This is a genomic window from Methylobacterium isbiliense, from assembly GCF_022179325.1.
Classification (GTDB): Bacteria; Pseudomonadota; Alphaproteobacteria; order Rhizobiales; family Beijerinckiaceae; genus Methylobacterium; species Methylobacterium isbiliense.
In genome coordinates this window covers 26,920-49,381 of sequence record NZ_BPQQ01000011.1, presented here as the reverse complement: position 1 = coordinate 49,381, position 22,462 = coordinate 26,920, and the positions used below count along the sequence as shown (strand labels likewise).

At 71.8% G+C, this 22,462-nt stretch carries 24 protein-coding genes; 17 read left to right on the top strand and 7 right to left on the bottom strand.

The genetic code is table 11. The annotated features are described in order from the left end of the window. The first annotated feature begins 105 nt into the window (after positions 1 to 105). From MFF61_RS05645 to MFF61_RS05610, 8 genes are all read left to right on the top strand, one after another. Complete coding sequence (locus tag MFF61_RS05645) at positions 106 to 909, top strand: ABC transporter ATP-binding protein (RefSeq protein ID WP_238234098.1); 804 nt, start codon at positions 106 to 108, stop codon at positions 907 to 909. Continuing rightward, the gene (locus tag MFF61_RS05640) at positions 902 to 1,642 is read left to right on the top strand and encodes an ABC transporter ATP-binding protein (RefSeq protein WP_238234097.1); all 741 of its coding nucleotides are present in this window, start codon (positions 902 to 904) and stop codon (positions 1,640 to 1,642) included. Before MFF61_RS05645 ends, MFF61_RS05640 begins: the two co-directional genes overlap by 8 nt. Continuing rightward, a complete protein-coding gene (locus MFF61_RS05635; RefSeq protein ID WP_238234096.1) occupies positions 1,642 to 2,877 on the top strand; it encodes an ABC transporter substrate-binding protein in 1,236 nt (411 codons plus the stop codon). Before MFF61_RS05640 ends, MFF61_RS05635 begins: the two co-directional genes overlap by 1 nt. 92 nt (positions 2,878 to 2,969) lie before the next feature. Continuing rightward, positions 2,970 to 4,175 carry an ABC transporter substrate-binding protein gene (locus MFF61_RS05630; protein ID WP_238234095.1) on the top strand — a complete coding sequence of 402 codons (1,206 nt, stop codon included), beginning with the start codon at positions 2,970 to 2,972 and terminating at the stop codon, positions 4,173 to 4,175. Positions 4,176 to 4,316: 141 nt separating this feature from the next. Next, entirely contained in the window at positions 4,317 to 5,204 is an 888-nt protein-coding gene (locus MFF61_RS05625; protein ID WP_238234094.1) for a branched-chain amino acid ABC transporter permease, read from the top strand. Positions 5,205 to 5,246: 42 nt separating this feature from the next. Continuing rightward, on the top strand, positions 5,247 to 6,242 hold the full coding sequence (locus tag MFF61_RS05620) for a branched-chain amino acid ABC transporter permease (RefSeq protein WP_238234093.1): 996 nt from the start codon (positions 5,247 to 5,249) through the stop codon (positions 6,240 to 6,242). Positions 6,243 to 6,475: 233 nt separating this feature from the next. Further along, positions 6,476 to 7,057 carry a YqaA family protein gene (locus MFF61_RS05615; protein WP_238234092.1) on the top strand — a complete coding sequence of 194 codons (582 nt, stop codon included), beginning with the start codon at positions 6,476 to 6,478 and terminating at the stop codon, positions 7,055 to 7,057. 8 nt (positions 7,058 to 7,065) lie between these two features. Continuing rightward, positions 7,066 to 7,557, top strand: coding sequence for a disulfide bond formation protein B (locus MFF61_RS05610; protein ID WP_238234091.1), 492 nt, complete (start codon positions 7,066 to 7,068; stop codon positions 7,555 to 7,557). Positions 7,558 to 7,588: 31 nt separating this feature from the next. Here MFF61_RS05610 and MFF61_RS05605 read toward each other — a convergent pair whose 3' ends face one another. Together MFF61_RS05605 and MFF61_RS05600 are read right to left on the bottom strand one after the other, a co-directional pair. Then, a complete protein-coding gene (locus MFF61_RS05605; RefSeq protein ID WP_238234090.1) occupies positions 7,589 to 8,470 on the bottom strand; it encodes a beta-keto acid cleavage family enzyme in 882 nt (293 codons plus the stop codon). Positions 8,471 to 8,514: 44 nt separating this feature from the next. Next, positions 8,515 to 9,273, bottom strand: a complete 759-nt coding sequence (locus MFF61_RS05600) for an SDR family NAD(P)-dependent oxidoreductase (RefSeq protein WP_238234089.1) — start codon at positions 9,271 to 9,273, stop codon at positions 8,515 to 8,517. A gap of 209 nt (positions 9,274 to 9,482) precedes the next feature. Here MFF61_RS05600 and MFF61_RS05595 point away from each other — a divergent pair, with 209 nt between their 5' ends. Further along, positions 9,483 to 10,553 carry an acyltransferase family protein gene (locus MFF61_RS05595; RefSeq protein ID WP_238234088.1) on the top strand — a complete coding sequence of 357 codons (1,071 nt, stop codon included), beginning with the start codon at positions 9,483 to 9,485 and terminating at the stop codon, positions 10,551 to 10,553. Here MFF61_RS05595 and MFF61_RS05590 read toward each other — a convergent pair. Beyond that, positions 10,537 to 11,487 (bottom strand): polyphosphate kinase 2 family protein, encoded by a 951-nt coding sequence (locus MFF61_RS05590; protein ID WP_238234087.1) that lies wholly within the window; start codon positions 11,485 to 11,487, stop codon positions 10,537 to 10,539. The two genes, MFF61_RS05595 and MFF61_RS05590, sit on opposite strands and share 17 nt — an antisense overlap. Positions 11,488 to 11,569: 82 nt before the next feature. On the opposite strand from MFF61_RS05590, the gene MFF61_RS05585 reads away from it, so the two are divergent. From MFF61_RS05585 to MFF61_RS05570, 4 genes are all read left to right on the top strand, one after another. Further along, entirely contained in the window at positions 11,570 to 12,163 is a 594-nt protein-coding gene (locus MFF61_RS05585) for a histidine phosphatase family protein (protein ID WP_238234086.1), read from the top strand. Between the two features lie 466 nt (positions 12,164 to 12,629). Beyond that, positions 12,630 to 13,016, top strand: a complete 387-nt coding sequence (locus MFF61_RS05580) for a CidA/LrgA family protein (RefSeq protein ID WP_238234085.1) — start codon at positions 12,630 to 12,632, stop codon at positions 13,014 to 13,016. Then, positions 13,003 to 13,722, top strand: coding sequence for an LrgB family protein (locus tag MFF61_RS05575; protein ID WP_238234084.1), 720 nt, complete (start codon positions 13,003 to 13,005; stop codon positions 13,720 to 13,722). Before MFF61_RS05580 ends, MFF61_RS05575 begins: the two co-directional genes overlap by 14 nt. 230 nt (positions 13,723 to 13,952) lie before the next feature. Then, the gene (locus MFF61_RS05570; RefSeq protein ID WP_238234083.1) at positions 13,953 to 14,795 is read left to right on the top strand and encodes a hydroxypyruvate isomerase family protein; all 843 of its coding nucleotides are present in this window, start codon (positions 13,953 to 13,955) and stop codon (positions 14,793 to 14,795) included. 83 nt (positions 14,796 to 14,878) lie between these two features. On the opposite strand, the gene MFF61_RS05565 is transcribed toward MFF61_RS05570, so the two are convergent. Beyond that, positions 14,879 to 15,670: a ComF family protein gene (locus MFF61_RS05565; RefSeq protein WP_373324613.1), complete on the bottom strand. Its 792-nt coding sequence runs from the start codon at positions 15,668 to 15,670 to the stop codon at positions 14,879 to 14,881. Between the two features lie 149 nt (positions 15,671 to 15,819). Here MFF61_RS05565 and MFF61_RS05560 point away from each other — a divergent pair, with 149 nt between their 5' ends. Continuing rightward, on the top strand, positions 15,820 to 16,701 hold the full coding sequence (locus tag MFF61_RS05560) for a methyltransferase domain-containing protein (RefSeq protein WP_238234082.1): 882 nt from the start codon (positions 15,820 to 15,822) through the stop codon (positions 16,699 to 16,701). Beyond that, complete coding sequence (locus MFF61_RS05555; protein WP_238234081.1) at positions 16,698 to 17,063, top strand: DUF427 domain-containing protein; 366 nt, start codon at positions 16,698 to 16,700, stop codon at positions 17,061 to 17,063. Before MFF61_RS05560 ends, MFF61_RS05555 begins: the two co-directional genes overlap by 4 nt. A gap of 94 nt (positions 17,064 to 17,157) precedes the next feature. Here MFF61_RS05555 and MFF61_RS05550 read toward each other — a convergent pair whose 3' ends face one another. The 3 genes from MFF61_RS05550 to argJ form a co-directional block, all read right to left on the bottom strand. Beyond that, positions 17,158 to 17,580, bottom strand: coding sequence for a (deoxy)nucleoside triphosphate pyrophosphohydrolase (locus MFF61_RS05550; RefSeq protein WP_238234080.1), 423 nt, complete (start codon positions 17,578 to 17,580; stop codon positions 17,158 to 17,160). A gap of 134 nt (positions 17,581 to 17,714) precedes the next feature. Continuing rightward, positions 17,715 to 18,425 carry an SIMPL domain-containing protein gene (locus tag MFF61_RS05545; protein ID WP_238234079.1) on the bottom strand — a complete coding sequence of 237 codons (711 nt, stop codon included), beginning with the start codon at positions 18,423 to 18,425 and terminating at the stop codon, positions 17,715 to 17,717. Then, a complete protein-coding gene (gene argJ / locus MFF61_RS05540) occupies positions 18,422 to 19,660 on the bottom strand; it encodes a bifunctional glutamate N-acetyltransferase/amino-acid acetyltransferase ArgJ (RefSeq protein ID WP_238234078.1) in 1,239 nt (412 codons plus the stop codon). The genes MFF61_RS05545 and argJ overlap by 4 nt, the downstream gene beginning before the upstream one ends. 144 nt (positions 19,661 to 19,804) lie before the next feature. Between argJ and MFF61_RS05535 the strand changes: the two genes are divergently transcribed. Together MFF61_RS05535 and MFF61_RS05530 are read left to right on the top strand one after the other, a co-directional pair. Next, the gene (locus MFF61_RS05535) at positions 19,805 to 21,109 is read left to right on the top strand and encodes an MFS transporter (protein ID WP_238234077.1); all 1,305 of its coding nucleotides are present in this window, start codon (positions 19,805 to 19,807) and stop codon (positions 21,107 to 21,109) included. Between the two features lie 142 nt (positions 21,110 to 21,251). Further along, positions 21,252 to 22,205, top strand: a complete 954-nt coding sequence (locus tag MFF61_RS05530) for a LysR family transcriptional regulator (protein WP_238234076.1) — start codon at positions 21,252 to 21,254, stop codon at positions 22,203 to 22,205. Positions 22,206 to 22,462: the final 257 nt, after the last annotated feature.

Below are 22,462 nucleotides of genomic sequence, written 5' to 3'. Positions count from 1 at the left end.
CCCGGAAAGGGCGGCGCCGGTTGACTCAGGCCCTGGCGCCATGCTGTGAGGCCATACCAAGGGCGCATAGGCGCAATCGAGGAAACGCAGGGGTGATGCATCGCGATGGCTCAACCCACCGTCCACGCTGAGCCCCCCCGGCAGGGCGGCTCCCCGCAGGACATCGTCCTGTCGACCGAGGGCCTGACGATGGAGTTCAAGGGCTTCCGGGCCGTGAACGACGTCGCGCTGCGGGTGGCGCGCGGCACCATCCACGCCCTGATCGGGCCGAACGGGGCCGGCAAGACCACCTGCTTCAACCTGCTCACCAAGTTCCTCACGCCCACGGCCGGCACGATCCGCTACAACGGGCGCGACATCACCAAGATGCGGCCGGCCGACGTGGCCCGCCTCGGCCTCGTGCGCTCGTTCCAGATCTCGGCCGTCTTCCCGCACCTGACCGTGAAGGAGAACGTCCGCATCGCCCTGCAGCGGCGCAAGCGCGGCGATTCCTTCGATTTCTGGCGCTCCGAGAAGGTCCTGCGGGCGCTCAACGAGGAGGCGCTGTCGCTGGTCGAGGCGGTGGGCCTCAGTGAGTTCGCCGAGGTGCCGGCGGTGGAACTCTCCTACGGCCGCAAGCGGGCGCTGGAGATCGCCACCACGCTCGCCCTCGATCCCGAGATGCTGCTCCTCGACGAGCCGATGGCCGGCATGGGCCACGAGGACGTCGACCGCACGGCGGCGCTGATCCGGCGCGTCTCGAAGGACCGCACGATCCTGATGGTCGAGCACAACCTGTCGGTGGTGGCCTCGCTGTCGAACCGCATCACGGTGCTGGCCCGCGGGCAGGTGCTGGCGGAGGGCGACTACGCCACCGTCTCGAAGGACCCCCGGGTGGTCGAAGCCTATATCGGAGCCGGTCATGGCTGAGGCGGCGCTCAAGACGACCAACGCGGCCGCGACGGCCCCGCTCCTCTCCGTGCAGGGGCTGGAGGGCTGGTACGGCGAGAGCCACGTGCTGCACGGCGTCACCTTCGACGTGAAGCCGGGCGAGGTGGTCACGCTGCTCGGGCGCAACGGCGCGGGCAAGACCACGACGCTGCGCGCCATCATCGGGATTCTCGGCAAGCGCAAGGGCTCGATCCGCTACGACGGCACCGAGACCATCGCCATGCCCTCGCGCACCATCGCCAAGCTCGGGCTGGGCTACGTGCCGGAGGAGCGCGGCATCTTCTCCAGCCTCTCGGTCTACGAGAACCTGATGCTGCCCCCGCGGGTGAAGCCCGGCGGGCTCACGGTCGAGCAGATCTACACGCTGTTCCCGAACCTCAAGGAGCGCTCGGGCAGCCAGGGCACCAAGCTCTCGGGCGGCGAGCAGCAGATGCTGGCGATCGGCCGCATCCTGCGCACGGGCGCCAAGCTGATCCTGCTCGACGAGCCGACCGAGGGCCTCGCCCCCGTGATCGTGCAGCAGATCGGCCGGACGCTGGCCCGCCTCAAGAGCGAGGGCTACACGATCGTGCTGGTGGAGCAGAACTTCCGCTTCGCCCAGACGGTGGCCGACCGTCACTTCGTGGTGGAGCAGGGCCGGGTGATCGACATGATCCCCAACGCCGACCTCGACGCCAACATCGACAAGCTCCACGCCTATCTCGGGGTGTGATGCGCGCGCAGCTCCTCCTCGCCGCCGTGCTCGCCCTGGCGACGGCGGGGTCGGTCCAGGGTCAGACGCCGGTGAGGATCGGCGTGCTGAACGACCGTTCGGGCGTCTACGCCGACATCTCGGGCGAGGGCTCGGTGGTGGCCGCCCGCATGGCGGTGGAGGACTTCAAGGCCGCCGAGAAGGGCCTGAAGGTCGAGATCGTCTCCGCCGACCACCAGAACAAGCCCGATCTCGGCGCGAGCATCGCCCGCCAGTGGTTCGACCGCGAGGGCGTGGACGCGATCTTCGACGTGCCGACCTCCTCGGTGGCGCTGGCCGTCCACCACGTGGCCCGCGAGCGCAACAAGGTGCTGGTGGATTCGGGGGCCGGCACGGCCGATCTCACCGGCACGCAGTGCTCGCCCAACACCGTACACTGGACCTTCGACACGGTGGCGCTCGCCAACGGCACCGGCGGCGCGATGGTCAAGCGCGGCGGCGACACGTGGTTCTTCATCACCGCCGATTATGCGTTCGGCGAAGCGGTGCAGCGCGACACCACCGCGGTGATCACCGGCCGGGGAGGGCGGGTCGTGGGGGCCGTGAAGGCGCCGTTCCCGGCCTCGGACGTCTCGGCCTTCCTGACCGCCGCGCGGCAGTCCGGCGCCAAGGTGATCGGGCTTGCCAATGCGGGCGGCGACACCATCACGGCGGTGCGGCAGGCCGCCAAGCTCGGCATCACGGAGGGCGGTCAGGCGCTGGCCGGCTTGCTGATCTTCTCCTCCGACATCCACGCGCTCACCCCGAGGGTGGCGCAGGGGCTGGTGCTCACCGAGCCGTTCTACTGGGACCTCAACGACGCCACGCGCGCCTTCTCGGACCGCTTCGCCAAGACCTTCAACGGCAAGAAGCCGACCGCCGCCCAGGCGGGGGTCTATGCGGGCGTCCTGCATTACCTCAAGGCCGTGGCGGCCCTGGGATCGGCCCGCGACGGTGGCCGGGTGGTCGCGGGCATGAAGGAACTGCCCACCGACGATCCGCTGTTCGGCAAGGGCACGATCCGGCCGGACGGGCGCAAGATCCACGACATGTACCTGTTCGAGGTGAAGCGCCCCTCCGAATCGCGGGGCGAGTGGGACCTCTACAAGACGCTGGCGACGATCCCCGGCGACGAGGCGTTCCGGCCGATGGGCGAGGGCGGCTGCCCGCTCGTGGGGCGGGGCAGCGTCGTGCGGCTCGACCGGGCGCAGCCGTGAGCGAGATTTTTCCGGCCCGGCCCGTCCCGGGCCGGGGCCGGCAACGACGGGCGGCGCCTGGTGCGGGCGCAGCCACAGGAGGAGGAATCGAGATGCTGAAGCGACTGTTGCTCGCCGGTGCGGCCGGCGCCCTGATGACCGCCGCCGCCCAGGCGCAGACGCCGGTGAAGATCGGCGTGCTGAACGACCGCTCGGGCGTCTACGCCGACATCTCGGGCGAGGGCTCGGTGGTGGCCGCCCGCATGGCGGTGGAGGACTTCAAGGCCGCCGAGAAGGGCCTGAAGGTCGAGATCGTCTCCGCCGACCACCAGAACAAGCCCGATGTCGGCGCCTCGCTCGCCCGCCAGTGGTACGACCGCGACGGCGTCGACGTGATCCTCGACGTGCCGACCTCCTCGGTGGCGCTGGCGATCAGCCAGGTGACCCGCGAGAAGAACAAGGCGTTCGTGAATTCCGGGGCCGGCACGGCCGATCTCACCGGCGCGCAATGCTCGCCCAACACCGTGCACTGGACCTACGACACGGTGGCGCTCGCCAACGGCACCGGCGGCGCGATGGTCAAGCGCGGCGGCAACACGTGGTTCTTCCTCACCGCCGACTACGCCTTCGGGCAGGCGCTGCAGCGCGACACCACCGCGGTCGTCACCAAGAACGGCGGCAAGGTGGTCGGCTCGGTCAAGACCCCGTTCCCGACCGCCGACTTCTCGTCCTTCCTGCTCCAGGCGCAGGGCTCGGGCGCCAAGGTGATCGGGCTGGCGAATGCCGGCGGCGACACCATCAACGCCATCAAGCAGGCGGCGGAGTTCGGCATCACCGAGGGCGGCCAGGCCATCGCGGGCCTCCTCGTGTTCTCTTCGGACGTGCACTCCCTCACCCCGAAGGTGGCGCAGGGGCTGGTGCTCACCGAGCCGTTCTACTGGGACCTCAACGACGCCACGCGCGCCTTCTCGGACCGCTTCGCCAAGACCTTCAACGGCAAGAAGCCGACCGCCGTGCAGGCCGGCGTCTACGGCGGCGTGATCCACTACCTCAAGGCCGTCGAGGCGCTGAAGTCGGCCAAGGACGGCGGGCAGGTCATCGCCAAGATGAAGGAACTGCCCACCGACGATCCGCTGTTCGGCAAGGGCACGATCCGGCCGGACGGGCGCAAGATCCACGACATGTACCTGTTCGAGGTCAAGAAGCCGGGCGAGTCGAAGGACCCCTGGGACCTCTACAAGACGCTGGCGACGATCCCCGGCAACGAGGCGTTCCGCCCGATGAGCGAGGGCGGCTGCCCGCTCGTCGGCAAGAGCTGAGGCCGGTCCGGGCGCAGGCGAGCCTTCCGCCGCGCCGATCCGGGACGGCGCAGGGGTCCGGTGCCGCGGCACCGGAGCCCTGCTATGATACCGCCGGGACGCCTGCCCCGGCCTTCCCCCCGCACGAGTCGCTGACCAGCCATGACCATGATCTTCGGCGTTCCCATGCAGGCGCTGTTCGGGCAACTCCTGCTCGGACTCATCAACGGCTCGTTCTACGCGATCCTGTCGCTCGGCCTCGCGATCATCTTCGGCCTCCTGAACATCATCAACTTCACGCACGGCGCCCAGTACATGATGGGCGCGTTCGTGGCCTGGATGCTGCTCAACTACGCCGGCATCGGCTACTGGTGGGCCTTGCTGCTGGCCCCGCTGGCGGTCGGCCTGTTCGGCGTGATCATGGAGCGGCTGCTGATCGCCCGGCTCTACAAGCTCGACCACCTCTACGGCCTGCTCCTCACCTTCGGCCTGGCGCTCATCATCCAGGGCTTGTTCCGCAACGAGTACGGCGTCTCGGGCCTGCCCTACGCGATCCCGTCCGAACTCTCGGGCGGCCAGCGCCTGCCCTTCATGTTCCTGCCGAACTACCGCGGCTGGGTCGTGGTCGCCTCGCTGGTCGTCTGCCTGGCCACCTGGCTGGTGATCGAGAAGACCAAGCTCGGCGCGTATCTGCGCGCCGCCACCGAGAACCCGACCCTGGTCCAGGCCTTCGGCGTGAACGTGCCGCTGCTCCTGACCCTCACCTACGGCTTCGGCGTGGCGCTCGCCGCCTTCGCGGGCGTGCTCGCCGCGCCCGTCTACTCGGTGAACCCCAACATGGGCGCCGACATCATCATCGTGGTCTTCGCCGTGGTGGTGATCGGCGGGATGGGCTCGATCCTGGGCTCCATCATCACCGGCTTCACCCTCGGCCTGATCGAGGGCCTGACCAAGGTGTTCTACCCGGAAGCGTCCTCGACCGTGATCTTCGTCATCATGGTGCTGGTGCTCCTGGTGAAGCCCGCCGGCCTGTTCGGACGCACCGCCTGATGTCCGCCCTTCCGCTCTCCGTCCCCGCGAGGACCGCCTGAGATGGCCCATTCCGCCGCCACGGCGTCCGACGACGCCTCCCCGATCGCCGCCGCCCTGCCCGAGGGCAAGGACGCCAAGGCGTTCCACCGCATGGTCTTCATCGGCATCGCGGTCGCCCTCGCGGTGCTGCCGCTGATCCTCTACCCAGTCTTCCTGATGAAGGTGTTGTGCTTCGCGCTGTTCGCGCTCGCCTTCAACCTTCTGCTCGGCTATGGCGGCCTGCTCAGCTTCGGCCACGCCGCCTATTTCGGCATGGCGAGCTACATCTCGGCCTACGGCGCCAAGCACTGGGGCCTCACCCCGGAACTGGCCATCCTCGCCGGCACGCTCACCGCGGCCCTGCTCGGCCTCGTCTTCGGGGCGCTCGCCATCCGGCGCCAGGGCATCTACTTCTCGATGATCACCCTGGCGCTGGCCCAGATGGTGTTCTTCTTCTCGCTGCAGGCGAAGTTCACCGGCGGCGAGGACGGCATCCAGGCGGTGCCGCGCGGCCACCTGTTCGGGGTGATCAGCCTCGCGGACGACCGGGTGCTCTACGCGCTCGTGGCGCTGATCTTCTTCGCCGGCCTGCTGCTGATCTACCGCATCATCCACTCGCCGTTCGGCCAGGTGCTCAAGGCGATCCGGGACAACGAGCCGCGGGCGATCTCGCTCGGCTACCGGGCCAACCAGTACAAGCTCGCGGTGTTCGTGCTCTCGACCACGCTCGCGGGCGTGGCCGGCGCCACCAAGGCGATCGTGTTCCAGCTCGCCTCGCTCACCGACGTGCACTGGTCGATGTCGGGGGAGGTGGTGCTGATGACGCTGGTGGGCGGCATGGGCACGGTGTTTGGGCCGATCCTCGGCTCCTTCGTGATCATCGCGATGGAGAACTACCTCGCGCAGTTCGGCGCCTGGGTGACGATCATCCAGGGCGTGGTGTTCGTCGTCTGCGTGCTGCTGTTCCGCGAGGGCATCGTCGGGCTGTTCGCCCGCCTGCTGAAGAAGCCGCTCTGACGCGGGCTGCGACAGGCGCCGCCCTCCTGCGGGGGGAGGCGCCTGCCTCCGGGGAGTGAGGCCGCTCCCCCGGAAGAACCGGCCGGCGCGCCGCCCGCCTGCGCGAGACTGCCGCCTCGCAGGCACGCGCCCCGCCCTGCGGGCCGGGTGCATGCCTGCGCGCCCTCGCCGCCGCCGCAATCCTGTGCTGTGAGAGCGCGACCGCACTCCGACACAAGCAGGCACCCGCATCGATGCTTCGTCGCCTCTACGAGTGGATCCTCGCGCTCGCCGCGCGGCCCACGGCTCCCTACGCGCTCGGCGCGGTCTCCTTCACGGAGAGTTCGTTCTTCCCGATCCCGCCCGACGTGATGCTGGTGCCGATGGTGGTGAGCCGGCCCGAGCGGGCGTGGCACTACGCCCTCGTGGCAACGCTGACCTCGGTGGCGGGAGGCCTGCTCGGCTACGCCATCGGCGCGCTGCTCTACGATTCCGTCGGGGTCTGGCTGTTCAACCTCTACGGCCTCTCGGCCAAGGCCGAGGCCTTCCGCGACTCCTACGCCCGGTATGGGCATTGGGTGATCCTGCTGAAGGGCCTCACCCCAATCCCCTACAAGCTCGTCACCATCACGTCGGGCTTCGCGGGCTACGACCTCCTGTGGTTCACGCTCCTGTCGCTGGTCACGCGCGGCGCACGCTTCTACGTTCTGGCCGGCCTCGTGAGCCGCTACGGCGTCGGCATCCGCACCGTGCTCGACCGACACCTGAACGCGGTCGCCGGGGGCTTGGTGGCGGTGGTGGTGCTCGGCTTCGTCGGGTTCCGCTACCTGTTCTGAGGCGTTCCATGACCGCGCTCACGGCGCCGCGTCCGGCGGCGCTCCTCGTGCTCCTCGGCGCCGCCGCCACGGTGGGCGGGGCGCTGATCTTCCAGCACGTCCTCGGCTACGTGCCGTGCAAGCTCTGCCTGGAGCAGCGCCAGCCCTACTACCTCGCGCTGCCGCTCGCCGCGATGGCGGCGCTGCTGCCCGGTCGCCTCGCCCGCTGGGTGCTGGCCGGGCTGGCGCTCCTCTTCCTCGCGAGCGCCGGCCTCGGGGCCTACCACGCGGGTGCGGAATGGGGCTTCTGGCCGGGTCCCAGCGATTGCGGCGGCGGCGCGGGCCCCGGCCCCGCCAGCGTCGACGACTTCCTCAAGACCCTGGAGACCACCCGGGTGGTGAGTTGCACCGAGGCGGCGTGGCGCTTCCTCGGCGTCTCGCTGGCGGGCTGGAACGTGCTGATCTCGCTGGCGCTCGCGGGGCTCGCAGGCACCGCCGCCGCCCGGGCTCGGCGCGCCTGAGCAGCCTTCACGATCATGGCCGCCGCGCGCGTCAGCGCGGAGCGAGCCCGAACAGGACGCGCGCCTCGGTCGGGGTCGCGGGGGCGCAGTCGAGGAGCGAGAGCAGCGTCGCGGCCTTCTCCACCAGCGCCGCGTTGCTCGGGGCGAGTTGCCCGCGCGACAGGTAGAGGTTGTCCTCCAGCCCCACCCGCACGTGGCCGCCGGCCGTGGCGGCCAGCGCCACCATGGGAAACTCCGCCCGCGCGATGCCGAAGGCCGACCACACCGCGTCCGGCGGCAGCCGGTCGCGCATCTGCAGCATGGTCTCGGGCGTGGCCGGCGCTCCCCACGGGATGCCGAGGCAGAGCTGGAACAGCGGCGGGCGGGCGAGGTGCCCCTCCGCGATCAGGTGCTTGGCGAGTTCGATCTGGCCGAGGTCGAACACCTCGATCTCCGGCCGCGTGCCGGCCTCGGCGATCCGGGCCGCCATGGCGCGCAGGTGGGCGGGCGTGTTGAGGAAGGTGTGCTCGCCGAAATTCATCGTCGCGACGTCGAGCGTGCAGATCTCCGGCCGCAGGGCCGTCACGTGCCGCGTGCGAGCCTCCGGGGAGGCGAGGCTGGTGCCGGGTCCGGCCTGGGCCGGATCGGGCTCGCCTGGCACGTAGCGCCCGCCCGCGCCGGTGGTGAGGTTGAGGATCACGTCGCCGTCACGCTCGCGGATCCGCTCCACCACCTCGCGGTAGAGCGCGAGATCCATGCTGGGCTTGGCGGTCTGGGGGTCGCGCACGTGGATGTGCACCACCGCCGCCCCGGCCTGCGCCGCCTCGATCGCCGATTGCGCGATGGCCTGGGGGCTCACCGGCACCGCCGGGTTCTTCGACGGCGTGTCGAACGAGCCGGTCAGCGCGCAGGTGATGACGGTCTTGCGGGACATGCGGTGCTCCTCGTGGGTCCGTCAGGGAAGCGCCCGGAGGCGCCTCAGTCGTGGCCGCCATCCACCACGATCGTCTCGCCGGTGATGTAGGCGGCCCCGGCGGCGAGGAAGAGCATCGTCTCGGCGATGTCCTCGGGCTTGGCGAGGCGGGCGAGCAGGGTGCGCGAGAGCGTGGCGGCCTTGCGCGCCTCGGGCCAGCCTTGCGTCCAGGGCGTCTCCACGAGGCCGGGGGCGACGGCGTTGACCCGCACCTCCGGGGCGAGCGCCCGGGCGAGGCTGCGGGTGAGGTTGACGAGCCCGGCCTTGCCGGCCGAGTAGGCGATGCTGGAGCCGCGCCGCCCGAGCCCCGCGATCGAGGCGGTGTTCACGATGCAGCCGCGCCGCGCCTTCAGCTGCGCCGCCGCCGCCCGGGCGCAGCGATAGGGGCCGATCAGGTTCGTGCTCAGGATCGTCTGCCAGAAATCCTCGGTCATCGCGTCGAGGTCGGCGAAGTCGATCGGCTGGCTGGAGGCGGGCGTGCCCGCGTTGTTGATCAGCACATCGAGCCCGCCGAGCGCCTCGACCGCCCGCGCCACCATCGCCTCGGCCTCGCCCGGCACCGCCACGTTGCCCGGCACACCGACGACCGAGAGCCCGTCGCCGGTGAGCCGCGCCACCGCCTCCGGACCGCGCGGGTCGTCCGGCAGGTGGTTGAGCGCCACCGCCGCGCCGTTGCGGGCAAACAGCGTCACGGCGGCCAGCCCGATGCCCGATGCGCCGCCCGTCACGAGGACGCAGCGTCCCCGAAGATCCGCACTGATCATACGCGTTTCCGCCCTGCGAAATAATGTTTCGCGCACGATGGCAGGCGACGGCCGGGCTGTCCAGCCCGCGGGGGGCCGCCGCGTCCCTGCTGCCACGCCGCCGCGCTTCCGCCCGTTTGTCGCGGAAATGTCCCGGACACAATCGGGAAACCCTTCTAGGGTCCCGGCTCCCAAGCGTGGCCGCGCCGGTCCGCGCCGAGACGGCAGACATGATCCTGACCCAGCGGCCCGAGGAGGCCGATGCCCTCCGCGCCAACAACCTCGGCCTCCTGCGCCTGCTGTTCGCGGCCCTGGTGGTGGTCGCCCACTCGCCGGAACTGATCGACGGCAACCGCTCCCGCGAGGTGCTCACCCGGGTGTTCGGCACCCTCTCGTTCGGGGAGGTGGCCGTGGACGGGTTCTTCCTCATCAGCGGCTATCTCATCACCCGCAGCTATCTCGGCGCGGCCTCGCCCGGCGAGTATCTCGTCCGGCGCATCCTGCGGATCTATCCGGGCTTCCTCGTCGCCTCCCTGGTCTGCATCGCGGTCGTCGCCCCGCTCGCGGGCGGGGTCCTGACGCCGTCGGCGTGGCTGAAGTCCCTCGGCCGCATGGCGCTCCTCGCGCCGCCCGATGTGCCGGGCGCCTTCGCCGGGCTGCCCTATCCGCAGCTGAACGGCTCGATGTGGACGATCTCGTACGAGTTCGGCTGCTATCTCCTCGTCGTCGTCCTGGGCGTCGCCGGGGCGCTCAAGCGGCCGCGGGTCTACCTCGCGCTGCTCGCCGGCCTCGGCCTCCTCTATGCCCTGCGCGGCCACGTCCCGGTGCTGGGGCTCTCCGACGCGCTGGGGTTCCGGCTCGCGAGCCTCATCCGCTTCGCGGCCGTCTTCTGCTGCGGCGGGGCGTTCTATCTCCTGCGCCACCGCATCGCCTATTCGGCGCGCGGCGCGGCGCTCGCGGCCCTGCTGCTCGTGCCGCTCCTGTTCAGCCCCACCCTCGCCGAGCCGGCCCTCGTGCTGCTGGGCGGCTACCTCGTGTTCTGGTTCGCCTTCGCGGTGCCCCCGGGCGCCGTGAGCCTCGCGACGAACCGGCTCGACCCGTCCTACGGGCTCTATCTCTACGCGTGGCCGATCCAGAACCTGCTCGTCCTGCACGCGCCCGGCCTGTCGCCCTGGTCCGTCACCCTCGTCACGCTCGGCCTCGCGGGGCTCCTCGGCATCGCGAGCTGGCTCGTGGTCGAGGCGCCCGCCCTGCGGCGCGGCCTGCGGACTGCCCGGCCGAGGGTCAGTCCGGCACCCTGATGTCGTCGAGCCCCTCCGGCGCCGCGGGAAAGCGCGGGTTCATCGCCTCCAGCGTGTCGGCGATGGTGCGGGCGACCAGGAGGTTGCGGAACCACTTGCGGTTGGCCGGCACGATGTACCAGGGCGCGGCCTCGGTGCTGCAGCACGTCAGGGCGTCCTGGAAGGCGGCTTGGTAGGTGTCCCAGGCGCGGCGCTCGACGAGGTCGGCCGGATCGAACTTCCAGCGCTTGTTCGGATCGGTGAGCCGGCTCTCCAGCCGCTTCTTCTGCTCGTCGCGGGAGATGTGGAGGAAGAACTTCAGCACGGTGGTGCCGGACAGGGTCAGCAGGCGCTCGAAGTCGTTGATGAGGCCGTAGCGCTGCCGCCAGACCGCCTCCGGCACGAGGCCCTTGACCCGGACGATCAGCACGTCCTCGTAGTGGCTGCGGTTGAACACGCCGATCATGCCGCGCGCCGGGACGTGGTGGTGATAGCGCCAGAGGAAGTCGTGGTCGAGCTCCTCCTGGGAGGGCGTCTTGAAGGACCATACCTGGCAGCCCTGCGGGTTCACGCCCTCGAAGACGTGCCGGATCGTGCCGTCCTTGCCGCCGGTGTCGATCGCCTGGAGCACCACCAGCAGGCTGCGCCTGTGCTCGGCGTAGAGCCGCTCCTGCAGGCCGACGAGGCGCGCCCGCTCCACCGCGAGCGCCGTCTCGGCGGCGGCCTTCCCGTTCGAATCGGGCGGACCGTCGGGATCGACCGCCGCGAGGTCGAAGGGCTCGCCCGGACGGCTGACGACGATGCCCGGGCAGGGGGCGGGCCGGACCAGCGTGTGGGCGGCGAGCGAGCCGGGGCTCGTCGCGGCAAAGCCGCCGGCCTCCGCGGCCCAGCTGGCCGAGGAGGGGCGCGGATGGCCGTCGTGATCCGGCTTGTCAGACTTCGTCTTCTTCGACATCGGGGGAGCGGATCGACCTGGAAGGAGCGAGAATGCCAGCGACAACGGAGCCGTTCGGACGCCGTTCCGTCCCGCCCTGCCGATGACCCGGCCCCCGCTCTATCTCGTCCGCCACGGCGAGACCCACTGGAACGCCGAGGGCCGGCTGCAGGGGCAGCAGGACACGCCGCTCAACGCCACCGGAGTCGCGCAGGCCGGGGAGGCGGGGCGGCGTCTGGCCGCCATCCTGAACGGGGAGGCGGCGCGCGCCGCCTACGTGGCGAGCCCGCTCACCCGCACCCGCCGGACCATGGAGGGCCTGCGCGCCGCGCTCGGCCTCGATCCCGGCGCCTACGCGCTGGAGCCGCGCCTACGGGAGATCGGCTTCGGCGCCTGGGAGGGGATGACCTGGCGCGAGATCCGGCGGGCCGATCCGGCGCGCGCCGCCGCCCGCGACCGCGACCGCTGGGGCTATTGCCCGCCCGGCGCGGGCGCCGAGAGCTACGCGATGCTGGTCGAGCGGGTGCGGCCCGTGCTCGACGCGCTGGGCGGACCCACCGTGATGGTGGCGCATGGCGGCGTCGCCCGCGCGATCCTGGTGGCGCTCGGCCGCGCGACGCCGGCCGAGGCGCCGCATCTGGAGATCCGGCAGGGCCGGGTGCTGGTGCTCGACGCGGCCGGGCACCGCTGGGTCTGATTGCGCCCCGCGCTGGCTTCGGCCCCCGGTCACGCCCGCCGTCCCGGACACGGGACGGGTTCCGGGCAGCCCTCGCCTGCCGTTGAGGAGCGCCAATCATCGGCACCGAGTGCAGCCTCGGCAAAGACGACGGTGGCCATCATCGCGGTATATCCGCAGCAATAGCCCGATCATCCGTGCGGAGATCGTCTTCCGGTGACCGTCGGACAAGAGGATCCGACGGACTCGCCTTGACATGGATCGATCGCGAAATCCCGATCCAAGACCGCGGCCGTGATGCGACGCCGGGGCGACATCTTCGATCGTGTCGAGCCGGCGGGAGAAACAGAACCCACGCACATACTCCATATGGGTGATTTCGACCTGCGTATTCTCCGCCACCGTAGTGACCGCAAACTTCGGGATTTTCCCGAAAAAATACTGCTCACAAGGGCACTCTACGATCGGGGGCGAAGCAATGGTTCCGATGCTGGTCGCACTGACCAAGATAATGGTCTGGCTTTGTGCCGGAGAGATACTATCACGCCTCAATATCATTCCGGTGCCCGGTCCGGTGATCGGCCTGGTCTTCCTCTATTGCCAGATCACCTATGAGGGCAGCCTGTCGGACGAGCTGGGCTCCGTCGCCGACAGACTTCTGCAGTTCCTCGGCATGCTGTTCGTCCCGGCCGGCGTCGGCGTGGTCGGTCATCTCGATCGCATGAGCGCCGAAGCCCTGCCCATCGCAGCGGCGATCATCGGCGGGACGGCGATGACGATCGTCGCGACGGCGTTCGCGGCCGACCGGATCGGCGCGCACGCCGCCGCGCGTCACACGAACCCGCGAGCGGAGGCGCAAGATGCTGCAGCTTGATCCCACGGCGTGGCAATCCATCGTCCAGCACCCGGCGATGGCGATCGGCCTGACCGTCACCGCCTTCTTCCTGGCGATCCGCCTTCAACGCCTCGCACGGGGAAGCGTCCTGCTCAACCCGACCCTCGTGGCGATCGTGATCACGGCGACCGGCCTGCAGGCCTTCGGCGTCGGTTACGACACCTACATGCGGGGGGCCGGCTTCATGCATTTCCTGCTCGGTCCGGCCGTGGTCGTCCTGGCGATCCCGCTCTACCGCCAGACGCCGCTGATCCTCTCCTCCAAGCGCCTGCTGGGCGCGAGCCTCGCGGTCGGGCTTCCGGTCGGCATCGTCTCGGCGGTCGGGATCGCCTGGGCGCTCGGCGCGACCACGGAAACGATCCTGACCCTGGCTCCGAAGGGCGCGACCAGCGGGATATCGATCGGCGTGTCGGAGAAGATCGGGGGCATTCCGGTCCTCACCGCGGTGCTGGTGATCTGCACCGGCGTATCGGGCGCGATCGTCGGTCCTCCGATCATGCGGGTTCTCGGCGTGACCGACCATCGCGTCTTCGGTGTCACCATGGGCATCTCGGCCCACGGACAGGGCATCGCCGAGTCGTTCAAGCTGAGCGAAGTCGCCGGAGCCTTCGCGGGCCTCGGGATGGCGCTCAACGGCGTTCTGACCGCGATGGTCATCCCGATCAGCCTCACGCTGCTGCGCTAATGCGGGTTCGGCGAAAGAGAGCGCGCGACGACAGGGGACCTGGAGCTGCAGCCGATCGCAGCGCGAACGGGTGCAGCTCCGGGCGGCCGATATCGGTCGCGCCACTGAAGATCTCGCAGCATCCCTCGATAAAACCACCTTTCTTCAATCCACTTTTTCACAACAACTGGCTCAATCCAACAGAACAATCCAACTCGGCTTCTCGATGAAGCCGGAAGGGGAGAGGACCCATGCCTGTGTTCGCCGCCAACCTGAGCTTCATGTTCACGGAATGGAGCTTCATCGACCGCTTCTCGGCTGCCGCGGACGCTGGCTTCGAGGCCGTGGAATTCCTCTTTCCGTACGAGTGCTCGCCGGAGAGCATCGGCAAGGCCGTCCAGGACAACGACCTGGAAGTGGTCTTCTTCAACCTGCCGGCCGGCAACTGGGACCGGGGCGACCGCGGCCTCGCCGCGCTCCCCGAGCGCCGCGAGGAGTTTCGCCGGGGTCTGCGGGATGTGATCCCGTACGTCGAGGCGACGGGGACGCGACGGTTGCACATGATGAGCGGTCGGGCGTCCCTCCTCAGCACGGAGGCCCGCGACGCCTATCGGAGCGCCCTGTCCGAGACGCTGCAGCACGTCGAGGCCCGGGGCCTGACCATCCTGATCGAACCGATCAATCAGCGCGACATGCCGGGCTACTTCCTGAGCGACTACGACTTCGCCCTGCACACCATCACGGAGGCGGGCAGCGATCGGGTCCGGATGACGTACGACTTCTATCACCGGCAGGTCATCGCGGGCGACCTCCTGCCGGGCTTCGACAGGCTGTTCCCGGTGATCGGGCACATCCAGATCGCGAGCGCACCCGGCCGCCACGAGCCGGGCTGCGAGGAACTCAACAGCGACTACATTTTCCAGCGCATCGACCAGTCGGGCTATGCCGGCCATGTCGGCTGCGAGTACCGCCCGCGCCACGGGACCCTGGAAGGCCTCGCCTGGATCAAGCCCTACATGACCGGGCGTCCTCCGCAGCTTCGTCATCCCGCGCACGTGGCGCACCCGATCGCGCCTGCCCTTCCGCTCGTCTGAGCGGGTGCTGTTCCGCAGCGCTCCTGCGCCGACTTGGAGGCCGGTTCAGCGCAGGAGCGCGCGGATGCGGGAGCCTGCAGCCGTCAGGCGGCCGGCCCGAGCCCGTCGGTCACGACGCAGGCGAAGGTGAGCACGTCCACCGCAGCCGCCCCGCCGCGCAGCAGCGCCCGCGCGGCGGCGTTGGCGGTGGCGCCCGTGGTGGTCACGTCGTCGACGAGGAGCACCCGCCGGCCCAGGAGCCGCGCCCGCGCGGCCGGCGGCACCCGCAGCACACCCTGGAGGTTCTCGGCCCGGGCGGGCCGGCTGAGGCCGACCTGCGGCCGGGTGCGCCGCACGCGGGCGAGCAGCCCGGGCTCCACCGGCACGCCGCTGGCGCGCGCCGCGTGGCGGGCGAGCAGCGCGGCCTGGTTGAAGCGCCGCTGCCACAACCGCCAGCGCCAGAGCGGCACCGGCACCACCACGTCGGCCTCGGCCAGGAGGTCGCGGCCGGCCCGCGCCATCATCCGGCCCATCGGCCCGGCGAGATCCAGCCGGTCCTCGTATTTCAGCCGATGGACGAGGCGCCGGGCGGTGTCGTCGTAGCGCGCCGCCGCCCGCGCCCGCGCGAACACCGGCGGGTCCGCCAGCGCGGCCGGGGAGAGGAGGCCGGGCACGCCGAGATCGACCGCGAAGGGGGTGCCCAGCCGCTCGCAATAGGGTCGCTCGATGAAGCGCATGCCGCTCCAGCAGGCGGGGCAGAGGGCGTGCGGCGTGCCGGTGGCGCCCTCGCAGGCGATGCAGGTGGGGGGATAGATCAGGCCGACGACAGCGCGGGCCGCGAGCCGGGGGGCACCGGCGAGCCGGCGCAGGAGGCGGGCCGTGCCGGGCTCAGCCAGAATGGCAGTCTCGTCCACGCAGCCTCTCCCAGCGTCAACCGGTCCAGCCTAGCGCGGGCGCCGCGCTGCGCAACCGGCTCCGGCGGCGACGCGGCCGTCCGGGTCCGGCGCACTGGCGCGACGGGGGTGCCCGCGCCATCTAGCGGGCGATGTCCATGCCGTCCCTCTTCGATGCCGGCCTGATCCGGCGGCACCTCGCGCGGGCGCACCGCCTCGGCTTCGCGGATTTCCTGGTCGCGCGGGCGCTCGACGACCTCGGCGAGCGGATGGGCACGGTGCTGCGCCGCTTTCCCCTGGCGCTCGATTGCGGCACGCCCGTCTCCACCGCCGCCGCGTGGCTGGCGGCGAGCGGCCGGGCGGACGCGGTCGTGCGGCTCGCGCCGCTGCCCGAGGCGCCGCAGGGCGGTGTCGCGCTCGCGGTCGGGGATCCCGAGGCGCTGCCCTTCGGCGAGGGCCGTTTCGACCTCGCGGTGTCCCTGATGGCGCTCCAGCACGCCAACGACCTGCCGGGCGCGCTGATCCAGATCCGGCGGGCGCTGAAGCCGGACGGGCTGTTCGTCGGCTGCCTGCTCGGCGGGCGCACGCTCACCGAGCTGCGGCAGGTCTTCGCCGAGGCCGAGAGCGAGGTCGAGGGCGGGGTGAGCCCGCGCGTGGCGCCCTTCGCGGAGGTGCGCGACCTCGGCGGCCTGCTCCAGCGCGCCGGGTTCGCCCTGCCGGTCACCGACAGCGAGACCGTGCCGGTGCGCTACGCCGACCCGTTCGGGCTGATGCGCGACCTGCGCGCGATGGGCCTCACCAACGCCCTGCGCGAGCGGCGCGGGACCCTGCGCCGTACCACCCTGATGCGGGCTGCCGCGCTCTATGCGGAGCGCTTCTCCGATCCGGACGGGCGGGTGCGCGCCACCTTCGAGATGATCTGGCTCTCGGGCTGGGTGCCGCACGAGAGCCAGCAGAAGCCCCTCCGGCCCGGCAGCGCCAGGATGCGCCTCGCCGACGCGCTGGGCACCACCGAGCACAGGAGTTCGTCATGAGGGAACCCGGCCCCGACCATCCGATCACCATCACGCCGAACCCGCACCGCATCCGCGTGCTGCTCGGCGGGGTCATCGTCGCCGAGACCACCCGGGCGCTGACCCTGCGGGAGGCCGGGCTGCCGCCCGTGCAGTACATCCCGCGCGAGGACGCCGCCTGGGACCTGTACGAGCGCACGAGCCACGCCACGCACTGCCCCTACAAGGGGGATGCGAGCTACTACTCGCTCACCGCGGGGGGCGTGGAGCGGGCGAACGCCGTGTGGAGCTACGAGGCGCCCTATCCGCCGGTGGCCGCGATCAAGGACCGCATCGCCTTCTACCCGAACAAGGTCGACGCGATCGAGGAGTTCACGGTCTGATGCGCGGCGGAGCCTCGGCTCCGCACGCGTGAGCCGAGCCCGGATCCGCCATGCCGAAGGCATCGCGCATGAGCCGGAGGATGCGGGCCGCCGCTCAGGGGCCGAGGAGATCGACCAGCGCCGGCAGCAGCGGCAGGTCGGCGGGCGGCATCGGGTAGGTCGCGAGGTCGCGCGGGCGCACCCATTTCAGCGCCTGTCCCTCGCGGGGCTGCACGAAGCCCTCCCAGCGCCGGCAGACGTAGAGCGGCATCAGGAGATGGAAGCTCTCGTAGGCATGGCTCGCGAAGGTGAGGGGGGCGAGGCAGGCCTCCTTCACCCGGATGCCGAGTTCCTCGGCGAGTTCGCGGATCAGCGTCTCCTCGGGCCGCTCGCCCGGCTCGATCTTGCCGCCGGGAAACTCCCACAGGCCGGCGAGCGTCTTGCCGGGGGGACGCTGCGCCAGCAGCACCCGCCCGTCCGCATCCACGAGCGCGACGGCGACGACGAGAAGGAGCTTGAGCGGGACGGGATCGGCCATGCGCGGCGGTTAGCGCGGCGCGGCGCGTTTGGAAAGCGGCGAGCCGCCCGCGCGTCATTGGCCGACGTGGTCACCGGTTCGGCGAATGAGGCACCAGCGAAAGCCTTGAGCGGAATCGCCCGGTGCCCTTCCGCTCAAGGCGCGCCCGCGATGCGCCACGTCGCCTCGACGGCCGCCTCCACCGTCACGGTGCCGGCCTCGAGCGGCACGCTCGGCGCGCGCGCCTTCGCGGCGAGGGTGCGGCTGGCATAGACCGCCCCTTCGGTCCGGGCCGGCGAGACGATCCGCTCCACCGCGCCCAGCCGCACGCCCGCCGCCTCGGCGAGGCCCCGGGCTTGGCGGATCGCGTCCCGCACGGCCGCCGCGCGGGCCTCGTCCTCGGTCCTGGCCGGATCGAGCAGCCCGAAGCTGACGCCCCCGATGCGGTCGGCGCCGCCGTCGAGACTGCGGCGCATCAGCTCGCCGAGCCGCGCCAGAGCCTTCAGGCGGATGTGGACGACGTTGAGGGCCCGATAGCCGTCGGGCGCCTCCTGGCCCCGCGCGTCGCGCACCGGGCGCGTCACCGGCTGCAGCACCACCGCCGTGGTCGAGACCTCGGCATCGAACTCCTTGGCGAAGGCGATCACCTTCTGGGCCGCCGCCGAGTTCTGGTCGAGGGCCGCGGCCGCGGTCGGCCCGCGGCTCTCCACCGCGATCTCCACCGTCGCGTAGTCCGGCACGGCCTCGACGCTGGCGCGCCCGACAACCGTGATGCGCCCCTCCTCGGCGGCCGCGGGCGCGGCGAGCACCGGCGCGGCGAGCGCCCAGGCCAGCAGGGCGAGGGTTGGCGCGGCCGGGCGCCTCACGAGCGGTAATCCCCGTTGATCTCGACATAGGCCTTGGTGAGGTCGCAGGTCCACACCCGCGCCCGGCCCGTGCCGAGGCCGAGATCGACCCGGATCGTCACCTCCGGCCGCTGCATCACGGCGCTCGCCGCCGCCTCGTCGTAGGCCGGATCGCGCGCGCCCGCGACCGCGACCCGCACGTCGCCGAACCAGATCGCGAGCCGGTCGCGGTCCGCCGGCTCGCCGGCCTTGCCCACCGCCATCACCACGCGGCCCCAATTGGCGTCCTCGCCCGCCACCGCGGTCTTCACGAGCGGCGAGTTGGCGATCGACAGGGCGATGCGGTGCGCCGAGGCGTCGTCCACGGCGCCCTCGGCCTCCACGGTCACGAACTTGCGCGCGCCCTCGCCGTCGCGGGCGACGAGCTGCGCCAATTCGATCAGCAGGTCGTCGAGGGCGGCGGCGAAGGCCGCGAGGCGCGGATTGGCCGGGTCCGCGACCGGCGCGTTGCCGGCCTTGGCGGTGGCGAACAGCATCAGCGTGTCCGAGGTGGAGGTGTCGCCGTCGATCGTCACGCAGTTGAAGCTCTGCCGCGTGCCGCGGGCGAGCAGGTGCTGCAGCACCGGCGCGTCGAGCACCGCGTCCGTGAACACGAAGGAGAGCATGGTCGCCATGTCGGGAGCGATCATGCCCGCGCCCTTGGCGATGCCGTTGAGGGTCACCTCCGTGTCGCCGATCCGCGCGCGGCGCGTGGCGAGCTTCGGGAAGGTGTCGGTCGTCATGATCGCGCGGGCGGCCTCGGTCCAGTGCGAGGCCCCGGATCCGGCCCGGCCCGCGCAGTCCTCCAGCACGCCCTCGAACTTGCCGGCATCGAGCGGCTCGCCGATCACGCCCGTGGAGGCGACGAACACCTCCTCGGGGGCGCAGCCGGCCGCCCGCGCGGCGATGGCGGCGGTGCGCGCCACCGCCTCGCGGCCCTTCAGGCCCGTGAAGGCGTTGGCGTTGCCGGAATTGACCACGAGCGCCCGCGCCGCGCCGCCGCCCAGCTGCTCCCGGCACCAATCCACCGCGGCCGAGGGGCATTTCGAGCGCGTGAACACGCCCGCGGCGCGCGTGCCGGGCTCCATCAGCAGGAACAGGACGTCGGTCCGGCCCTTGTAGCGGATGCCCGCCTGGGCGGTCGCCAGCCGGACGCCCGCGATGGGCGGCAGGTCGGGATAGGTCTGCAGCGCGAGCGGGGAGACGGGGTGGGACATGCCGGGCTCCGGTGTTCCGCCGACGTCCTCGCCGCCGGCGCGGCGGTGTTGCCCCGCCGGGCACCGCGGCGTCAACCGCGCCAGGGGCGGCGCGACATGCCAGGATGCGAGGCCCGCCGGGAGGGGCGGCCGAGGAGCCCGGAGATGGCCCGGATGATCGCCGCCCCCACCCTGGCGCACCCCGCGGGGCGCTACGCCGCCTTCCTGGCGGCCTATCTCTACCAGGGTCTCGTCGCCGGCTTCTCGCTCACGGCGCTCGCCAACCACTATGCCGGGGTCGGGCTCTCGGCCGCGGAGGTCGGCGGGCACTTCGCCCTCGCGGGCCTGCCCTGGGCGGTGCAGCCGCTGCTCTGGGGTCCGCTCCTCGACCGGGCGCGCGCCTCCCGTCTCGGCCGGCGCCGGGTGTGGCTGATCGCCGGGCTGCTCGGGGCGCAGGCCGCGCTCGCGCTGCTGCTGCTCGTCCCGGACGAGCGGTCGCTCGGCCTCGTGGGGGCGGTGTTCTGCCTGCACAGCGCCTTCGCGGCCCTGATGGACACCGCCGCCGACCGCCTGATCCTCGACCACGTGCCCAAATCCGAACTCGGCCGCACCAGCGCCTGCACCCGGGCCGGGTTCGTGCTCGGCACCGCGGCCGGCACGCTGCTGTTCTCGTGGTCGCTCGCGAGCCTCGGCTTTGCGGCGAGCGTCCGGATCCTGCTCGCTGCGAGCGGGCTCGCGGGCCTGCTCGCGGTGACGGTGCGCGAGGCGCCGGGCGACGCGCTGATCTGGCCGGCCCGCGCCCGCGCCGCCGCCGGACCGGACCGGCGCAGGCCGCTCGGGCGCTTCCTGCGCCGCCTCCTCGCCTCGATGCGGCGGCCCCAGGCCCTGCGTCTCCTCGCGCTCTGCTTCGCCATCGATTTCGGTCTGGCGCTGTTCGAGGTCCGTCTGGGGGTCGCCCTGGTGCAGGAGTTCGGCTGGGACTCGGGCGCCCTGTCGCGGGCGCAGGCCGGTCTCGGCCTGCTGGCCGGCACGCTCGGCGCCCTCGCGGTCGGGATCTGGGCCGACCGGGCGGGTCCGGCGCGGGCCTTGCGCGGGCTGCTCCTCGCCTGCTGCGCCGCCTTCGGCGGGATCGCCCTGCTGATCGCCACCGGGCGGGCCGGCGAGGCGGGAGCCTTGATCCTCGCCCTGGCGAGCCTGCCCCCGGCGCTCCTCGTCGTCGCGCTGGTGCCCGCCGTGATGGGCGCGAGCCGCGGCAGCGGCAGCGCCGCGACCCAGTTCGAGCTCTACATGGCGGTGCTCAATCTCGGCAGCGTCGCGGGAGCGGCCGCCGCGGGCGCGGCCGGGCCGCTCCTCGGGCTCGCCGGGACGGCGGCCCTGGCCGCCGCGGTGTTCGCGGCCGGCACGCTGCTCGCCGCCCGACCGCACCTGATCCTGCGGCCGCCGGCGCGCCGGCCCGGAAACATCGCGTGATCATGGAAAACTGCGTTTCTCCCGTGACGGAATGCGCTGTTCAGCGGAGGAAAAATCCGCATCTAGAGTTGAAAAAGCACACCTAGAGAGGCAATCTCCGATCGGCGTGACGCTGCGTCCGCGCCCGGTTCCGGAGGTCGGTTTGGCTCATCCGCAAGTGCTGCGCGACATGGCCCTGTTCGTCGAGGTGGCGAAGCGCAAGAGCTTCAGCCAAGCCGCGGCGGCCCTCGACGTGCCGATCTCGTCCCTCTCCCGGCGCATAACCCAGTTCGAAGCGACGATCGGCCTGCGCCTCCTCGACCGGACCACGCGCAAGCTGGTGCTCACCCCGTATGGCGAGGCCTACTACGAACAGGCGCTCCGCCTCGTCGAGGAGGCGCAGCGCAGCTTCGACGAGCTGATCGCCCAGGCACGGGGACCGAGCGGGCTCCTGCGCATCGCCGCCCCGCCGGACGGCTGGGCGTTCGACCACCTGCCCGCCGTGGTGGCGGGCTTCATGAGCGAGCACGAGCACGTCCGGGTCCATCTCGACCTGCGGCCCGCGGTGGCCGACCTCGCGGCGGAGGGCTACGACCTCGCGCTGGTCACCGACGAGCCGCGCGAAGCCTCGATGATCGCGCGCCGCGTCGGGCGCCTCGCCACGGGCGTGTTCGGCGCGCCGGACGGCCTCGCCTGCACCGGGATGCCGACCCTGCCGGAGGATCTCGCGCGGCACGCCGCCGTGGTGGCGGGCCAGACCTCGGTCCAGGCCTCATGGCGGCTGTCGCGCGCGGGCGAGACGCGCACCGTCACGGTGAGCGGGGCGGTGTCCTGCAACAGCCCGCCGCTCGCGCGGCGCTTCGCCCTCGACGGGCGCGGCCTCGCCCTCCTGCCGCTCCTCGACGCCGAGGCCGACCTGAGGGCCGGCGCCCTGGTGCGCGTCCTGCCCGACTGGAGCGGCCCGCCGCTCCCGGTCTCGATCGTCACGACCTCGCGCCTGATGCCCGCCAAGGCCCGCGCCTTCATCGAGTTCGCCGCGCGCCAGCTCGGCGCCAGCCTGATGCCCGGGACGCCTGAAGCGCCGGACGCCTCCCCGGTCTACGCCCTGAGGGCCTAAGGCGCGGCGCAGCCCTCATCGTCCGCATCCCTGTTGCGGCCACCCCACAGGGTGGCGCCGATCGCGCGCGCCTGACGGCGGCCGCGCGGCGGGGTCAGCAGTCCCGCGACCCGCTTCCCGGTGGACGCGGGCGGAGCCGGCGCGGTAAGCCACATGCGGGGCGGGACCGGCCTGCCGCCGCTCCGCCACGAACCGGCCCCGTTCCCGTCCACCTTGCGCGCCACCGCCGTGCTCCAGGACCCCGCCCTTCGCATCCC

Bases quoted from the DNA above. Each gene is read 5' to 3' on its own strand.
- MFF61_RS05645 (WP_238234098.1), top strand. From the start codon at position 106: ATGGCTCAACCCACCGTCCACGCTGAGCCCCCCCGGCAGGGCGGCTCC.
- MFF61_RS05640 (WP_238234097.1), top strand. From the start codon at position 902: ATGGCTGAGGCGGCGCTCAAGACGACCAACGCGGCCGCGACGGCCCCG.
- MFF61_RS05635 (WP_238234096.1), top strand. From the start codon at position 1,642: ATGCGCGCGCAGCTCCTCCTCGCCGCCGTGCTCGCCCTGGCGACGGCG.
- MFF61_RS05630 (WP_238234095.1), top strand. From the start codon at position 2,970: ATGCTGAAGCGACTGTTGCTCGCCGGTGCGGCCGGCGCCCTGATGACC.
- MFF61_RS05625 (WP_238234094.1), top strand. From the start codon at position 4,317: ATGACCATGATCTTCGGCGTTCCCATGCAGGCGCTGTTCGGGCAACTC.
- MFF61_RS05620 (WP_238234093.1), top strand. From the start codon at position 5,247: ATGGCCCATTCCGCCGCCACGGCGTCCGACGACGCCTCCCCGATCGCC.
- MFF61_RS05615 (WP_238234092.1), top strand. From the start codon at position 6,476: ATGCTTCGTCGCCTCTACGAGTGGATCCTCGCGCTCGCCGCGCGGCCC.
- MFF61_RS05610 (WP_238234091.1), top strand. From the start codon at position 7,066: ATGACCGCGCTCACGGCGCCGCGTCCGGCGGCGCTCCTCGTGCTCCTC.
- MFF61_RS05605 (WP_238234090.1), bottom strand. From the start codon at position 8,470: ATGTCCCGCAAGACCGTCATCACCTGCGCGCTGACCGGCTCGTTCGAC.
- MFF61_RS05600 (WP_238234089.1), bottom strand. From the start codon at position 9,273: ATGATCAGTGCGGATCTTCGGGGACGCTGCGTCCTCGTGACGGGCGGC.
- MFF61_RS05595 (WP_238234088.1), top strand. From the start codon at position 9,483: ATGATCCTGACCCAGCGGCCCGAGGAGGCCGATGCCCTCCGCGCCAAC.
- MFF61_RS05590 (WP_238234087.1), bottom strand. From the start codon at position 11,487: ATGTCGAAGAAGACGAAGTCTGACAAGCCGGATCACGACGGCCATCCG.
- MFF61_RS05585 (WP_238234086.1), top strand. From the start codon at position 11,570: ATGACCCGGCCCCCGCTCTATCTCGTCCGCCACGGCGAGACCCACTGG.
- MFF61_RS05580 (WP_238234085.1), top strand. From the start codon at position 12,630: ATGCTGGTCGCACTGACCAAGATAATGGTCTGGCTTTGTGCCGGAGAG.
- MFF61_RS05575 (WP_238234084.1), top strand. From the start codon at position 13,003: ATGCTGCAGCTTGATCCCACGGCGTGGCAATCCATCGTCCAGCACCCG.
- MFF61_RS05570 (WP_238234083.1), top strand. From the start codon at position 13,953: ATGCCTGTGTTCGCCGCCAACCTGAGCTTCATGTTCACGGAATGGAGC.
- MFF61_RS05560 (WP_238234082.1), top strand. From the start codon at position 15,820: ATGTCCATGCCGTCCCTCTTCGATGCCGGCCTGATCCGGCGGCACCTC.
- MFF61_RS05555 (WP_238234081.1), top strand. From the start codon at position 16,698: ATGAGGGAACCCGGCCCCGACCATCCGATCACCATCACGCCGAACCCG.
- MFF61_RS05550 (WP_238234080.1), bottom strand. From the start codon at position 17,580: ATGGCCGATCCCGTCCCGCTCAAGCTCCTTCTCGTCGTCGCCGTCGCG.
- argJ (WP_238234078.1), bottom strand. From the start codon at position 19,660: ATGTCCCACCCCGTCTCCCCGCTCGCGCTGCAGACCTATCCCGACCTG.
- MFF61_RS05535 (WP_238234077.1), top strand. From the start codon at position 19,805: ATGGCCCGGATGATCGCCGCCCCCACCCTGGCGCACCCCGCGGGGCGC.